Genomic DNA, 15,953 nt, shown 5'->3' on the forward strand with positions numbered 1-15,953 from the left:
ACATCCTTTCTTCACGATTCTTATTTTACAATGAAATCGAAGATAAAACAGTTGCAACGTTATGAAAACTTGTTATAGTTAGCTTGTTTGATTGTTTTTTTATTCGGTTTTAAGGGGGGAAATCTGGTGCAAACAAAAAGCTTAACACAGCTCGATACACCTTTATTCGATGCGCTACTCGCGCATGCGAAACGTCAACCAATTCAATTTCATATTCCTGGTCATAAAAATGGGCAAGGAATGGATCCTGCATTTCGATCGTTCATCGGTCAAAATGCACTCGATATCGATTTAATCAACATCGCTCCACTCGATGATTTACATCATCCGAAAACGATTATCAAAGATGCCCATCAATTGGCGGCACAAGCATTCCATGCAGATGAAACGTTTTTCTCTGTCCAAGGAACGTCAACGGCAATCATGGCAATGATCATGAGCGTCGTCGGTCCGGACGATAAAATCCTCGTTCCGCGAAATGTCCATAAATCGATCATGTCGGCTATCGTTCTTTCTGGAGCGCACCCGATTTTCATTCACCCTGAATTTGATGAAATGTTTGGAATTGCTCACGGTATCACACCAAGTGCCGTCGAACGTGCCCTCAGTCTTCATCCTGATACGAAGGCGATACTTGTCATTAACCCGACGTACTTCGGTGTTGCAGGCGACCTTGAGAGCATCGTCAAGCTTGCTCATGGGAAAGGGATCCCTGTCCTCGTCGACGAAGCACACGGCGTCCATATCGGCTTCCACGATGATATGCCGCTATCAGCAATGCAAGCAGGGGCTGACTTAGCCGCTACGAGTGTGCACAAACTGGGTGGATCACTCACAGGAAGTTCTGTCTTGAACGTCCGCCGAGGTCTGGTCTCGCCCGATAAAGTCCAGACTGTCCTCTCGATGTTGACGACGACTTCAACATCGTATCTGTTACTCGCTTCACTCGATTGTGCACGGCGCCATCTCGCGATCAATGGTGAGGCAATGAACCGACGCGCACTTGAACTATCGGCACGGATGCGGATGGGTCTCGCTAAGTTGCCTTACCTCGCCGTCTTCGGTGAATCGGACTTACATTCGAGTGCGACATTCGCGTTCGACCCGACTAAGGTATTGATTTCGGTCAAAGGACTCGGTATTTCGGGTCACCTCGTCGAAGAGTTCTTACGCGAAGAGCACCGGATTGAAGTCGAACTATCAGATTTGAATAACATCCTCTTAATCATCACATCAGGTGATTCTGAGGAAACGATTGACGCCTTACTGACTGGAATGACTGAGCTCGTTGAGCGGTACCGTGATACAGGTGCGAAAACGACTTCACATTCTATCATGTTGCCTGACATACCTGCACTCGCATTAAGTCCACGTGATGCCTTCTACGAAGAAACGGAAACGATTCCGCTCGCGCAAGCCGTAGGACGGATTTCTGCGGAATTCATGATGGTCTATCCCCCGGGCATCCCGATTTTCATTCCTGGTGAGATGATTACGACGGATAACTTAGCATATATTAAAGAAAACATCGAAGCGGGTCTTCCTGTCCAAGGGCTTGAGGATCATTCACTCGAAACAATTAAAGTCATTCAACAATCGAATGCCATTCGATGATTCAAACGAAAGCAGACGTTACAGCTTCTCAAAAAAGTACGGGCGCAGGATATCAAATCCTCCGCCCGTACTTTTTATTTTACCAAGACCACACCTTAGCCTCTTGCATATGATAATGAAAAAAAGCCCTTAAGCGGTCGGCTCCCCGCTTAAGGGCTTAAAGCTTATTTCATGATGTGGATTGGGCTACCGATTGCAACTTCAGCAGTTTCCATCGCGATTTCACCAAGTGAAGGGTGTGCGTGGATTGTGAGTGCGATATCTTCAGCAGTCATTCCAGACTCGATTGCGAGTCCCATCTCTGCGATCATGTCAGATGCGCCTGTACCAGCGATTTGAGCACCGATCAAGAGACCGTCTGATTTGCGTGTGATCATTTTCAAGAAGCCGTCTGGCTCGTTGAGTGCAAGGGCACGACCGTTTGCAGCATAAGGGAATTTAGAAGCGAGGTAATCAAGACCTTCTTCTTTCGCTTGTGCTTCTGTATAACCGACTGTTGCGAGTTCTGGGTCTGTGAAGACAACCGCAGGAATCGCGCTATAGTCGAGGTATGCCGGGTGTCCAGCAGCAGCTTCAGCAGCGATTTTCGCTTCAAAAGATGCTTTGTGCGCAAGTGGTGGTCCAGGAACGATGTCCCCGATTGCGTAGATGTTTTCGTTAGACGTACGGCACTGATCGTCGATTTCGACAAGTCCGCGCTCGCTAAGTTTAACTTCAGCCATCTCAAGACCGAGATCAGAAGTGTTCGGGCGACGACCGACAGTGACGAGGACGTAGTCCGCTTCAACTGTTTGTGTTTCACCTTTCACTTCGAACGTTACTTTAACGCCGTCTTCTGTCTCTTCCACACTTTGTGCAAGTGCTTCGTTGTGGATTGTGATGTTCCCTTTTTGTTTGAGCTTTTTCTTGACGACTTGTGTCATTGCCGGCTCAAAACCAGAAAGGATGTCTTTTGTTCCTTCTAAGATGACAACTTCAGTATCGAAGTTAGCATACGCTGTACCAAGCTCCATTCCGATGTATCCGCCACCGATGACGATGAGTTTTTTCGGAAGTTCAGGAAGGTTCAATGCGCCTGTAGAAGAAAGGACACGTTTAGACCATTTGAACGCTGGAAGTTCGATTGGAGTCGAACCTGTTGCAATGATACATTTTTTGAATTTGTAAGGTGTTGAAGAATCTTCGTTGATGATACGAACTGTATCTTCAGATTGGAAGTATGCTTCCCCTACGACTGTTTCGATGTTGTTACCTTTAAGAAGGCCGCCAACACCACCCGTTAATTTGTTAACGACTGATTGTTTCCAAGATTGAACTTTCGAGAAATCGACTGCAACGTTCTCAGACGTGATCCCCATTGAGTCCGAACCTTTTGCATGTTGGAAGTTGTGTCCAGCTGTAATTAACGCTTTTGACGGGATACATCCAACGTTCAAGCAAACACCACCGACGTTTTCACGTTCGACGACTGTTACTTTAAGTCCGAGTTGTGCGCCACGGATTGCAGCGACATAACCACCAGGGCCGGCCCCGATTACGAGTAAATCTGTTTCTTGTGCGAATTCACCTACTACCATTGCTTATCCCTCCATAATGAGAAGTTGTGGGTCGTTCAACAAGCGTTTAACTAGGTTAAGCGCGTTTTGTGCTGTTGCACCATCAATGAGACGGTGGTCAAAGCTGAATGAAAGTGCAAGTACTGGTGCTGCAACGATTTCACCGTTTTTAACGACTGCTTTTTCAGCAATACGGCCGATACCGAGGATTGCAACTTCCGGGTGGTTGATGACAGGTGTGAACCATTGTCCGCCAGCAGAACCGATGTTTGTGATTGTGATCGATCCGCCTTTCATCTCTTCACCAGAAAGTTTACCATCACGTGCTTTACCAGCTAAATCATTGATATCATCAGCGAGCGAGAAGATTGATTTGCGATCTGCGTCTTTGACGACAGGTACGACAAGTCCGTTATCTGTATCCGCTGCGATACCGATGTTGAAGTAGTTTTTGTAGACGATTTCTTCGTTAGCATCATCGATTGAAGCGTTGATAGTCGGGTACTTTTTAGCAGCCGCAGTCAATGCTTTAACGACGAACGGAAGGTAAGTCAATTTCGTACCTTGTGCTGCAGCAACTTCTTTGAAGTTTTTGCGGAGTGCCACGAGGTTCGTTACATCGACTTCGTCCATAAGTGTTACGTGTGGTGCCGTATGTTTCGAGTTGACCATTGCTTTCGAAATCGCTTTACGGATACCTTTGATTTTTTCGCGTGTTTCAAGCTCAGGTTGAGCAGCAACATACGGTTTCACTTCAGCTTTAGGAGCAGATGCTTGTGCAGATGCTTTTTCTTCTGAAGCTGGTGCAGTAGAAGATTGACCACCGTTTGCAAATGCATCGATGTCTTCTTTAACGACGCGACCGTTGTCTCCAGAACCTTGAACTTCACGGATGTCAACGCCTTTTTCACGTGCATATTTACGGACAGAAGGCATCGCGATAACACGTTCTGATTTGTGAATTTGTACTTCAGTCGGCTTGTCTTCGACTTTTTGATCCGTGTCTTGGACATCTTTTGCGTTTTCTTCTGCTTTAGGTTGTTCAGGAGCTGCTTCTTCAGAAGGAGCTGAACCTTCACCTTCGACGTCGAATGAGATTAATACGTCACCAACAACAGCAACGACACCTTCGTCTACTTTTACTTCTTTGACTGTACCATCAACTGGTGACGGGATTTCAACGACCGCTTTATCGTTTTGAACTTCAAGAAGAACGTCGTCCTCTTTTACTGTGTCGCCCGCTTTTACGAACCACTTTACGATTTCGCCTTCGTGAATACCCTCACCGATATCCGGCAATTTGAATTCAAATAAACCCATTTGAATATGCCTCCTTTTATTTCACTCTTCTAGTCAATTGTTATCTTTAAAACGGAAGCAAGGAGAGAATTTCCCCTCTCCTTTTTCCGAATCACGCTTAGAAATTGTAAACTGTTTTTACTTTTTCAACGATATCTTTGTGGTCTGGAATCCAGACGTCTTCACCTTGTGCGAATGGGAAGATTGTATCTGGAGCCGTTACACGAAGAATCGGTGCTTCAAGATCAAGAATTGCACGCTCTTGAATTTCAGTTGCGACCATTGCAGCCACACCTGCTTGTTTTTGAGCTTCTTGAACGACAACGACACGGTTCGTTTTCTTAACTGACGCAACGATTGTATCGATATCGATTGGGCTGATTGTCATCAAGTCGATGATTTCGACGCTGATGTTTTCTTTTTCAAGTTCCTCAGCTGCTTTAAGTGAAGCGTGGACCATCGCGCCGTACGTGACGATTGTAACGTCTGTACCTTCACGTTTGATGTCTGCTTTACCGAGTTCGACCGTGTAGTCCCCTTCAGGAACCTCGCCACGGAATGAACGGTAGAGTTTCATGTGCTCAAGGAAAACGACTGGGTCGTTATCGCGGATTGACGCGATCAAAAGACCTTTTGCATCGTACGGAGTTGACGGGATGACGACTTTAAGTCCTGGTGACTGAGCCATCAATCCTTCTAAGTTATCCGCGTGAAGTTCTGGTGTCTTAACGCCACCACCGAATGGTGAACGGATTGTAACTGGTGCACTGTACGTACCACCTGAACGGTAACGTAGACGCGCGAGCTGAGCTGCTACTGAATCGAACACTTCGAAAACGAAACCGAAGAATTGGATTTCCATGATTGGGCGGAAACCAGTCAAGCTGAACCCGACTGCAAGACCACCAATACCTGACTCGGCGAGTGGTGTATCGAAGACGCGGTCTTCGCCTAATTCATCTTGAAGACCTTCTGTCGCACGGAATACCCCACCGTTTTTACCGACGTCTTCACCGAACAAGAGAACTTGCTCGTCGCGTTTCATCTCGACGCGCATTGCGTCAGTGATCGCTTGGATCATCGTCATTTGTGCCATGGGTTATTTCGACTCCTTTGCTGTATACTCATCAAGCTGCTCTTGCAGGTTTTGTGGTAACTTTTCAGCCATCACGTTGATGAAGTCAGTAACTTTTTGTTTTGGTTCTTTGTCAGCTTGTGCAAGTGCTTCTTTCACATCAGCTTTTGCTTGCTCGATGACTTCGTTTTCTTTGTCTTCGTTCCAAAGACCTTTTGTTTCCATGAACGCACGGAAACGAACGAGTGGATCTTGAGCTTGATACTCATCATCCATATCTTTTGTACGGTAACGTGTCGGATCATCACCAGCGAGTGTGTGTGGTCCGTAACGGTACGTGAGTGTTTCGATCAATGTCGGTACACCGTTGAGTGCTTCGACACGTGCTTGTTTCGTTGCAGCGTAAACTGCGAGAACGTCCATACCGTCAACTTGAATACCGTTGATGCCGGCAGCGACCGCTTTTTGTGCAATTGTTTTTGCCATTGATTGTTTTTCAACCGGCGTCGAAATTGCGAAACGGTTGTTTTGGACAACGAAGATTGCAGGGGCTTTGAATGCTCCAGCAAAGTTCATTCCTTCGTAGAAATCACCTTGTGAAGAACCGCCATCACCTGTATATGTGATTGCTACTTGCTCTTTACCACTTTTCTTAAGACCGAGTGCAACACCGGCAGCTTGAACGATTTGTGCGCCGATGATGATTTGTGGCATTAAGACGTTCACACCTTCAGGAATCTTACCGCCTGTGATGTGTCCACGTGAGAACAAGAATGCTTTGTAGAGTGGGAAGCCATGGAAGACCATCTGTGGAATATCACGGTATCCAGGAAGAATCCAGTCATCCTTATCGAGTGCGAATTGTGTTCCGATCATTGACGCTTCTTGTCCTGCTACTGGAGCATAGAAACCAAGACGTCCTTGACGGTTGAGTGAGATTGCACGTTGGTCCCAGATACGTGTGTATACGAGACGACGCATTAATTCCGTTAATTCTTCATCTGAGAGATCCGGCATAGCGTCTTTGTTGACGACTTCACCTTTCTCGTCAAGAATGCGGAACGTTTCAAAGTTTTCTTCCACGTTTTTAAACATGTTTAAGTTCATCTTTTCACCTCATCCTTTCACTGTGCTCAGCGAAATATTCCTCTGACTGATTTGCCCACATACCAATAGTGTTCAAAAATCGAAGTCCCGTGTGACCTTTCTTGAACATATATCTGTGTACCTATTCAGTTGAGTAAACTGTATTAACATGACTCGACACGATTTGATGTCTTGTTCATTACGTTACAAGTATAAAACTGTAACGCCTATAAAATCAAAGGAAATGTTTTATTTTTTTTTACGACCGTCATTTGTGACGCCTTTCACAAAAACCTTCTGTTTCTCCTTCTGTACTATTCAACTATTTGTAACTGTGTTAGTTATGAATTTCCCCTTTCGCTTGTGCTATAATTTTTATAGATGAAAGGGGTGTTGTTCATGATCACCATGAATGAAATCGTACGCGAAGAAGTTCCGACGCTTCACGAACGATCGGTGGAAGTTACTTTCCCACTCAGTGAGGAAGATAAAGAAACGATGCGCTTGATGCGCGAGTTTCTTGCTAACAGTCAAGATGATGAAATAGCTGAAAAGTACGATTTGCGTAGCGGGATAGGTCTTGCTGCTCCTCAAATCGGTGTCAATAAGCGGATGTTCGCGATTCGACTTCCAGACGGCGACGATCTTTTAGAGTTCGGAATCTATAATCCGAAAATCATCAGCCACTCTGTCGAACAGACGTTTTTAACTGGTGGTGAAGGCTGCCTATCCGTCGACCGTGAAGTCGAAGGTCACGTGCCACGCTATATGCGTATTACCCTTACTGGCATCGATCATAACGGAATTCCTGTAAAATTAAGATTAAAAGGTATGAAAGCCATCGTTTGCCAGCATGAATATGACCATTTAGACGGCATCATGTTTTACGATCGAATCGATAAAAAAGAACCATTCAAGGAATATGGACCTGCCACATGAGCTCTTCCACGCCTTGAAACAAAAAAGCCATTTCCTGATTCAGGAAATGGCTTTTTTCGTTAAACTTCCATAATGATCGGCATGACCATCGGATGACGTTGTGTTTTTTCAGTCAAATAAGGTGTTAATGTATCGTTGATGACTTGTTTGATATCTGTCCACTTCGTGTTTCGGTTCGTTAATGATTGTTCTAACGAACGTTTCAACAAGCGCTCGGCATCTTTAATTAAGTTGCCTGATTCACGCATGTAGACGAATCCACGGGAAATGATGTCCGGTCCAGAAACAAGACGGTTTGTTTTCGAGTCGAGTGTGACGACGACGACGACGAGTCCTTCTTCCGAAAGAATACGACGATCGCGTAACACGATGTTTCCAATATCTCCAATCCCTTTTCCATCGACGTATACCGCATTCGCCTGGATTTTACCAGTGATCGCTGCTGCATTGGCATCGAGTGCTAAGACTTCACCGTTATCCATGACGAAACAGTTCTCTTCCGGAACACCCGCATCCATCGCAAGCGACATGTGTTTTTTCAACATACGGTATTCACCGTGAATCGGCATGAAGTACTTCGGCTTGAGTAGGCGCAGCATCAAGAGTTGCTCTTGCTGACTACCGTGACCTGACGTATGGATATCATTGAGCTTACCATACATCACGTCTGCTCCTGCTTTATACAGCTGGTTGATCGTTTTCCCGACCGAAACAACGTTTCCTGGAATCGGTGAAGATGAGAAGATGACCAAATCATCAGGAATGATTGAAATCTGACGGTGTGTCCCATTGGCGATTCGGCTTAACGCTGCCATCGGCTCTCCTTGCGAACCTGTACAAAGAATCGTAATTTCATTCGATTTATACCGTTTCATTTCGTTCGGTTCGATGATTGTTCCTTTAGGTGCCTTGATGAAATCAAGTTCTTGTCCAATCATCATGACCTTGTCCATGCTTCGACCGAAGACGACGATTTTCCGTCCTGCTTCGACCGAGGCATTGACGACTTGTTGGAGACGATAAATGTTCGAGGCGAACGTCGCAAAGATGATTCGTCCATCCGCTTTCCGGAAAACATCCGAAATCGTTTCACCGACAACCCGTTCACTCATTGTAAATCCTTCAACTTCAGCATTCGTCGAGTCAGATAAGAGACAAAGTACGCCTTCTTTCCCGAGTTCTGCCATCTTCGCTAAGTCAGCAGGCTCCCCAACTGGTGTGAAGTCGAACTTAAAGTCCCCCGTATGGACGATATTGCCTTGTGGCGTTTTTACGACGACACCGAACGAATTTGGAATCGAGTGTGTCGTCCGGAAGAATGAAATACTTGTCTTCCGGAACTTGATGATCGAGTCCTCATCAATTTCATGAAGTTCCGCCGTCCGTAATAAACCATGCTCTTCTAATTTGACCTTGATTAAACCAAGGGCAATTTTCCCCGCATAAATCGGTAAGTTCACTTGTTTTAATAAGAAAGGAAGTCCGCCGATATGATCTTCGTGTCCGTGTGTAATGAACACACCTTTGACTTTATCTTTATTTTTGATTAAATACGTGTAATCTGGAATAACATAATCGATTCCGAGCAATTCATCTTCTGGGAACATGACCCCTGCATCAATGACGATGATTTCATCTTGGAATTGAACCACATATGTGTTCTTCCCGATTTCTCCTAAACCGCCGAGTGCGAATACGGCTGCTTGGTGGTTTTTGACGAACTTCATGCGAACGTCGCTACCTTGTAGTCAACACTTTGTTTTTCGTACTCTAGGAATTCTCCACTTACTTCGCGGATGAATTCAACATTAATGTCTTTGATGAGATGATCAATCGATGTTCGCACGTCACGAATGCTCTCTCCTTCAACATACATAACCTCTGTCCGTTCTCTTACTGGTGCTTCCGAACGAAGCGGTTGATAAAATACTTTAAAAATCATACTTAGCAACTCCTTATCAGTCCATTGTTTTTTGTCCTTAGATTAGTATACACGAAAACGGTTCATTTTTTCATCCTTATTCAACAACTGATATCTGCTTGAACCTAGGCGCTATGCTATACTTTCATTTGTAAACGGCTATTCAGCCAATTAAATAGAGAAGGTGAAACCATGGCAAATCAAAAAGTCGTCTTTTTCGATATCGATGGAACCTTGCTTCACGATGGTCATTTCATACCGGAATCGACAAAACAGGCAATCAAACAACTACAGGAAAACGGCGTTTACGTCGCCATCGCGACCGGGCGTGGTCCTGCAATGCTGTCAGGCGTCCGTGAGCAACTCGGCATCGATACGGTCATTGGCTACAACGGTCAAATCGTCGTTCATCAAAATAAAGTCATCTATAAACGTCCGCAACCCGTCGATGATTTGAAACATTTAACATCACGTGCAAAAGAGAATGGGCACACACTTGTTTATCTCGGCGAGAAACAAGGCTTCACGACGCGTCAAACAGACGATACCGTCGCGACGTCACTCGGCGCGCTCGATATTCCCCTCCCTGCTTATAATGAAGAAGCTTACGAGACGCACGATATCTTCCAAACCCTCGTCTATTGTCAGGCAGAAGAAGAATCGATTTATACGCAAAACTATCAAGCATTCGATTTCATTCGCTGGCACCCACAAGCGATGGACGTCATCAATGCCGGATCGTCGAAAGCCGATGGAATTAAACAATTCCTCCGTTTAACGGATATCAAACGTGAAGATACGTTTGCTTTCGGTGACGCGCTGAACGATCTCGAGATGCTCCGCTACGTCGGAACAGGCATCGCGATGGGCAATGGATTAGACGAAACAAAAGCCGCCGCCGACTTCGTCACGAAACACATTCTTGAAGACGGCATCGCGCACGGTTTAAAAAAATTCCAATTAATTTAAAAGGGATACAAAAAAAGCTGAGGAGATCCCTCAGCTTTTTACTTTATGGATGGCTCGTTCGAGACGATCCAAGTCTTCGTTTTCTCCAATGACGACAAGGTAGTCGCCCTTTTCAATGACTTCATCAGCTTGTAACGAAATCATGACATTTTCTCCCCGTTTGATGGCGACGACGTTCGCGCCGTACTTACTTCGTAAATCAAGATCAATCAACGTTTTGTTTGCCATGCGATCGCTGACCTTGATTTCAACGATTGAGAATTCTTGAGACAGGTCAAGATAATCCAAAATATTCGAACTCATCAGGCCGTTCGCAATCCTAACCCCCATGTCACGTTCCGGGTGGACAATGAAGTCAGCACCGATTTTCCGCAATACTTTTTCATGGTAATCGTTCGTCGCTTTGACAGTGATTGATTTAACACCGAGTTCCTTTAAAATCAACGTTGTCAAAATCGAAGCTTGAATGTTTTCCCCAATCGCAACGATGACGTGATCAAAGTTTCGAATTCCAAGACTTTTCAATACGTTCTCATCCGTCGTATCCGCGATGACGGAGTGTGTCGCAATCCCCATGTATTCATTGACACGTTCTTCATCCGAATCAATCGCTAGAACGTCATAGCCATTCTTCGATAATTCACGGACGATCGAACCACCAAAACGCCCCAAACCAATTACTGCAAACTCTCCATTCATGTTCAACTCTCCTTCAGATTTCGCTTCGTCAGTAGTAGTGTACCCGATTCCTTCTTAAAATACTATAAACGCCTTCACAGTGCGTGAAGGCGTTTAAGATCTCGCTATTTTTTTACTTTTTCGCCTCTGACATAATCGTTATCAAACAGGAACAATCGTAAAATCAGATAGAGTGCCGGAATCAATAATAATAGTCCGAAGATAAAGACTACGACAAGCGACGTCGCCATTGTTTCGTTAACGACCGCTTTATTGATATCGATGTACGGATATAAGATATACGGTAAATGAGTATAGCCGTATCCGAACCATGCAACTCCGTATTGAGCCATGACAGCGATAAAGGCAATTCCATAATTCCGCTTCAGGTAGACGAGTGCGACTGCAACACAGAAAAACACAAAACTTGCTGCGAACCACCACCAGTTACCATTCAAAATGTTTTCATAATGCCATGCAGCTTGATTCTTTAAACCAAAGAAAACAAGTCCACAGACGATGATCGTTGGAATGCTCCAAAAGAGCGCCCATTTCCGAATCAAGTCACTCGCCCCTACATCTCGCGCCTTATCTGCGTAGAACAAAAGGAACATCGCACTAATATAAAGGACAGAGACAATCGCAAGTGCTACGACTGACCAGGAATAAAAGTTCGTAAACAATTTCGTCCCTAAAAACTCAACCGTTTCATTCGTTTTACGAATAAAGCCACCTTGACTAATCGTCAACGTCGTCGACATCGCAGCCGGAATCAAGAGCCCCGTCGCACCATAGAGAAACGTATAGAACATACTATCGTTCGAACCGTAGTTCGCAAAGGCATAAAAGCTACCGCGAATCGCAATCAGAACGAGTACGATTGATGCAGGCACGAGAAGTGCCGTTCCATAGTAATAAGCTGTGTCCGGGAAAAACCCGACGAGACCAACAAAGAAGAAAACGAAGAAAACGTTCGTCACTTCCCAAACGGGCGAAAGATAACGTAAAATCAATCGATTCGTCAAATGATCTCGTTTTGTATATTTCGAGTAAAATGCGTAAAATCCAGCACCGAAGTCAATTGAGGCAACGATGAGATATCCATAGAGGAACGTCCAAAGTACGGTTATTCCTAGTGTTTGAATGTCCAACTCGTTCCCTCCTTATTCTTTATCGTCCGCAAACATCGCTTCACCGCGAGTATGGTGATCGTCTGCGAGTTCTTTACCGACAGGATTATTCTTAAACATACGGAGCAATACGACTGTACAAATCGTACCAAGCAAGAGGTACAACATGCTGAATAGAATCAGCATCGGTCCGACTGCAGTAGATGTCGTCGCTGCGTCAGCCGTTCTCATAATACCATATAGCGTCCATGGTTGACGTCCGATTTCCGCGTACATCCAACCTGCTTCAATCGAAACGATGGCAAGTGGTCCACCAATGAAAATACCGCGCAGTAACCATTTATTATACGGGTTCAACTTCTTCAGTCGGAATGCGAGTATGAACAAGGCAGAAATCGCTGCTAAATACATCCCGATCGATACCATGATATCGAAGAAATAGTGGACGAATAACGGCGCTTGGTCTTCTTTCGCAAATTCATTTAGACCGATGACTTCTGTATCTGGTGCTCCACCTGCAAGAATTGACAAGGCGTATGGAATCTTAACCGCACCTTTGATGTCATAACTACCATCTTCTTGTTCATCCAAAATCCCACCGAAAATCAATTCTGCTTCATTTGTCGTTTCAAAATGCCACTCCGCTGCTGCTAATTTTTCAGGTTGATATTTCGCAAGATACTTTCCTGAAAAATCACCGACGAGCGCTGTCGAGAAGGCGAAAATCAATCCAGCCATGACTGTCAGACGAAGTGCCTTTTTGTGATACGCCGTCTCGGCTGCGGACAGTGTTTTCTTGCGCAATAGATGGAACGCAGCAATTGCTGCTAAAATGAACGCAACCGTCAAGTAAGCAGATACAATGACGTGTGTCGCTTTTGTTGGCGTTGCCGTATTGAACATCGCTTTTAACGGTTCGATTTGTGTTAACGTTCCGTTGACAATTTTAAAACCTTCCGGAGAATTCATGAACGAGTTAACTGTCGTGATGAAGAAGGCTGACGCCGTTGCCCCGATGACGACCGGAATCCCGATTAACCAGTGTAACCATGGATTTTTAAAGCGATCCCATGTGTACAAGTAAATCCCAAGGAAGATCGCTTCAAAGAAGAAGGCGAATGTTTCCATGAAGAGTGGCAAAGCAATCGTCTGTCCGGCTACTTGCATTAATGAAGGCCATAAGAGCGATAATTGTAATCCGATTGCCGTCCCCGTAACGACTCCGACCGCTACCGTTACGATATAACCGCGCGTCCAACGTCGTGCTAAAAGAATATAATCTGGATCTTTTCGTTTAATTCCAATGTACTCGGCTGCGAGTACCATCAACGGAACTCCTACACCAATCGTTGCAAAAATGATGTGAAATGCTAATGTGAGCCCTGTCAATAATCGACTGAGCATAACTGGATCATTGAACATGTGTGTGCCCCCTCTTCCTAAACGTACTTCTATATATGTTTATATCCGTATCATAGAGAACATAATCATTTGTGTCTGTTCTAAATGTTTGATGTAACAAATTGTTCACATCTATTCGTGATTTTCTTCACAAAACGTTCGAAAACTAGATGATCTCGCTAAATGAAAACCCTTTACTTCGATTTGAGGCGAAGTAAAGGGCATTTCTACAGTCTTTTTACGATTCATTCAGTTTACACATATTCACGGAAGTAATGATCCAGTAAATTAATCACAAATGGGATCGCCTCTTCATCCGGATTCAACGTCGGCTGATGTAAACCGGACGTTGGATTATCGATTCCAAGCCAAAACATCATGCCTGGGACTTCTTTTAACATGAATCCAAAGTCTTCACCCGTCATCGCAGCGTCGCATTCAACATAATTTGCATTCATCTTAACGAATGAAGAAAATTTATCGACGACGTTTTGATCATTAACGACTTCGTAATAGCGGTTTCCAAATTGCAAATCAATTTTCACGCCAAATGATGCTTCAATTCCACGAACGATGTCACGTACCCGTTCTTCTAATTTTTCCATGTCAGTACCGTTCAGCGCACGCATCGTTCCATCTAGCACAGCTCGACCGGCAATAACATTTTCACGAATCCCCGCATCGACCTTGCCAATCGTGATGACACTACAATTCATCGGATTGATTGATCGACTGACGATTGTTTGCAACTGCATGATGAGTGCAGCCTGAGCAACGACCGTATCGACCGTCAAGTGTGGAAATGCAGCATGACCACTTTGACCATAAATCGTGATGTGAACTTCCCGCGCACTGGCAAATAATACGCCAGGACGACTCGCAATTGTCCCGACCGGATATTCAGGTGCCACATGGAGACCATACATTTCACTCGGACGATATTTTTCGAATAATGGACTTTTAATCATCGGTTCCGCTCCACCCGGACCTTCTTCTGCCGGTTGGAATAAGAAGACGACGTCATCCATGATCGGTAACTCGACAAGACGACGAAGCAGACCTAACGCAATTGACGCATGGACGTCATGCCCACAGGCGTGCATCATTCCCGGATGCTCCGAACCAAAAGGAAGACCCGTCGCTTCTTCAATCGGCAAACCATCGATATCTGCGCGGTAACCGATTGTTCGATTTCCAGTCAACCCTTTAACACGAACGAAAACACCTGTTTCAAACGTATCGTAGCTGACGCGGTCTTCAGGATAAGAGCGAATCTGATTTAAAATAAAGGCTTGCGTCTTGAACTCCTTGAATCCTAATTCAGGTATTTTATGAAGTTCTCTTCGCATTTCAATCGCGTATTCCATCTGACTGACTTCCCCCTTCTTCTTTTACGATGTCCCAAAAGGCTTGGACTTGTTTTAACTCAAGCATGGATTCCGTCGATAAAATCCATGTATCGCGTTTCAGTACTTTACCCGAAGACGTCTTCAACGGAATCTGCATCACTTCGCTCGATTCTTGAATCGTTGACTCTGGTAAAATCGCGAATCCAATGCCATGTAACGCCATTTGTTTACAAGTTTCGATTTGGTCGACGACGAGCGTCCGCGCAGGCGGACTTGAAAAACGATCCTGCCACCACTCGAGTATTTCTTGATAGTACGTCGAATCACTTTTGAACTGAATGAATGGTCGGTCCGTCTTACGCAACTGTTCAAGCGTCGTCAACTCACTATCAACAAGATAGAGCGGGTCTGAGAACAACCGTTCCTTGACGCCCTTCCAGTCCGGATTACCTCGAATGATGCCGATATGAAAATGTTCTTCGAGCATATGCCGCATCATTTCACTCGACCACCCTGTTACGAGTTGGACGCGTACATGCGGGTAACGTTCCACGAAACGTTTCAACACGCGTGGCAACCAATATTGACCCATGATGGAGGCGACAGCAATCCGAAGGGTCCCGTATACTGCCCCTTCTTCGGCAGTCAGTTCACTTTTTAGTTCTAATTCTTTTCGATTCATTTCTTTTGCGAGCCCAATGACTTTTTCTCCTTGGGGCGTAATGCTTAATCCACGGGAAGAACGAATGAACAACTTCGTCGCCCACCTGCGCTCAATCGCAACCAATCGTTGACTGAGTGCCGGCTGCGAGACGAAAAGACGTTCGGCTGCTCTTCGCATATTCAGCTCTTCCGATAAAGTTATCAACATTTCCATTTCCGACACTTGCAATGTAAGATTCGACTCCTCATGATATAAGATGGCATTAGTTTAAC

At 45.0% G+C, this 15,953-nt stretch carries 14 protein-coding genes; 3 read left to right on the forward strand and 11 right to left on the reverse strand.

The genetic code is table 11. From position 1 onward, the window contains the following. Window positions 1–126: 126 nt before the first annotated feature. Window positions 127–1,614 (forward strand): aminotransferase class I/II-fold pyridoxal phosphate-dependent enzyme, encoded by a 1,488-nt coding sequence (locus KNP96_RS01510; protein WP_214765257.1) that lies wholly within the window; start codon window positions 127–129, stop codon window positions 1,612–1,614. Window positions 1,615–1,778: 164 nt separating this feature from the next. On the opposite strand, the gene lpdA is transcribed toward KNP96_RS01510, so the two are convergent. From lpdA to pdhA, 4 genes are all read right to left on the reverse strand, one after another. Then, window positions 1,779–3,191, reverse strand: coding sequence for a dihydrolipoyl dehydrogenase (gene lpdA / locus KNP96_RS01515; RefSeq protein WP_088837466.1), 1,413 nt, complete (start codon window positions 3,189–3,191; stop codon window positions 1,779–1,781). A gap of 3 nt (window positions 3,192–3,194) precedes the next feature. Further along, complete coding sequence (locus KNP96_RS01520) at window positions 3,195–4,490, reverse strand: dihydrolipoamide acetyltransferase family protein (RefSeq protein ID WP_029330956.1); 1,296 nt, start codon at window positions 4,488–4,490, stop codon at window positions 3,195–3,197. A 97-nt stretch (window positions 4,491–4,587) separates the two neighbouring features. Then, the gene (locus KNP96_RS01525; RefSeq protein ID WP_088837467.1) at window positions 4,588–5,565 is read right to left on the reverse strand and encodes an alpha-ketoacid dehydrogenase subunit beta; all 978 of its coding nucleotides are present in this window, start codon (window positions 5,563–5,565) and stop codon (window positions 4,588–4,590) included. A gap of 3 nt (window positions 5,566–5,568) precedes the next feature. Continuing rightward, on the reverse strand, window positions 5,569–6,651 hold the full coding sequence (gene pdhA / locus KNP96_RS01530) for a pyruvate dehydrogenase (acetyl-transferring) E1 component subunit alpha (RefSeq protein ID WP_026827895.1): 1,083 nt from the start codon (window positions 6,649–6,651) through the stop codon (window positions 5,569–5,571). A 378-nt stretch (window positions 6,652–7,029) separates the two neighbouring features. Here pdhA and def point away from each other — a divergent pair, with 378 nt between their 5' ends. Further along, window positions 7,030–7,569 carry a peptide deformylase gene (gene def, locus KNP96_RS01535; protein WP_029330958.1) on the forward strand — a complete coding sequence of 180 codons (540 nt, stop codon included), beginning with the start codon at window positions 7,030–7,032 and terminating at the stop codon, window positions 7,567–7,569. Between the two features lie 59 nt (window positions 7,570–7,628). Here def and rnjA read toward each other — a convergent pair whose 3' ends face one another. Both rnjA and KNP96_RS01545 read right to left on the reverse strand, forming a co-directional pair. After that, complete coding sequence (gene rnjA, locus KNP96_RS01540; protein ID WP_088837468.1) at window positions 7,629–9,296, reverse strand: ribonuclease J1; 1,668 nt, start codon at window positions 9,294–9,296, stop codon at window positions 7,629–7,631. Further along, a complete protein-coding gene (locus KNP96_RS01545) occupies window positions 9,293–9,511 on the reverse strand; it encodes a DNA-dependent RNA polymerase subunit epsilon (RefSeq protein WP_088837469.1) in 219 nt (72 codons plus the stop codon). The genes rnjA and KNP96_RS01545 overlap by 4 nt, the downstream gene beginning before the upstream one ends. Before the next feature lie 171 nt (window positions 9,512–9,682). On the opposite strand from KNP96_RS01545, the gene KNP96_RS01550 reads away from it, so the two are divergent. Beyond that, the gene (locus KNP96_RS01550; protein WP_088837470.1) at window positions 9,683–10,459 is read left to right on the forward strand and encodes a Cof-type HAD-IIB family hydrolase; all 777 of its coding nucleotides are present in this window, start codon (window positions 9,683–9,685) and stop codon (window positions 10,457–10,459) included. Window positions 10,460–10,489: 30 nt separating this feature from the next. Here the strand turns inward: KNP96_RS01550 and KNP96_RS01555 are convergent, their stop codons facing one another. From KNP96_RS01555 to KNP96_RS01575, 5 genes are all read right to left on the reverse strand, one after another. Next, window positions 10,490–11,158, reverse strand: coding sequence for a potassium channel family protein (locus KNP96_RS01555; RefSeq protein ID WP_029330962.1), 669 nt, complete (start codon window positions 11,156–11,158; stop codon window positions 10,490–10,492). Window positions 11,159–11,262: 104 nt separating this feature from the next. Next, complete coding sequence (locus KNP96_RS01560; protein ID WP_088837471.1) at window positions 11,263–12,288, reverse strand: cytochrome d ubiquinol oxidase subunit II; 1,026 nt, start codon at window positions 12,286–12,288, stop codon at window positions 11,263–11,265. Window positions 12,289–12,300: 12 nt separating this feature from the next. After that, a complete protein-coding gene (locus KNP96_RS01565) occupies window positions 12,301–13,689 on the reverse strand; it encodes a cytochrome ubiquinol oxidase subunit I (protein ID WP_029330964.1) in 1,389 nt (462 codons plus the stop codon). Window positions 13,690–13,922: 233 nt separating this feature from the next. Then, window positions 13,923–15,035, reverse strand: a complete 1,113-nt coding sequence (locus KNP96_RS01570; RefSeq protein ID WP_088837472.1) for an N-acetyldiaminopimelate deacetylase — start codon at window positions 15,033–15,035, stop codon at window positions 13,923–13,925. Continuing rightward, on the reverse strand, window positions 15,019–15,909 hold the full coding sequence (locus KNP96_RS01575) for a transcriptional regulator CcpC (protein ID WP_029330966.1): 891 nt from the start codon (window positions 15,907–15,909) through the stop codon (window positions 15,019–15,021). The genes KNP96_RS01570 and KNP96_RS01575 overlap by 17 nt, the downstream gene beginning before the upstream one ends. Window positions 15,910–15,953 lie beyond the last annotated feature (44 nt).

It is taken from the genome of Exiguobacterium sp. s133, from assembly GCF_018618595.1.
GTDB classification, from domain to species: Bacteria; Bacillota; Bacilli; order Exiguobacteriales; family Exiguobacteriaceae; genus Exiguobacterium_A; species Exiguobacterium_A oxidotolerans.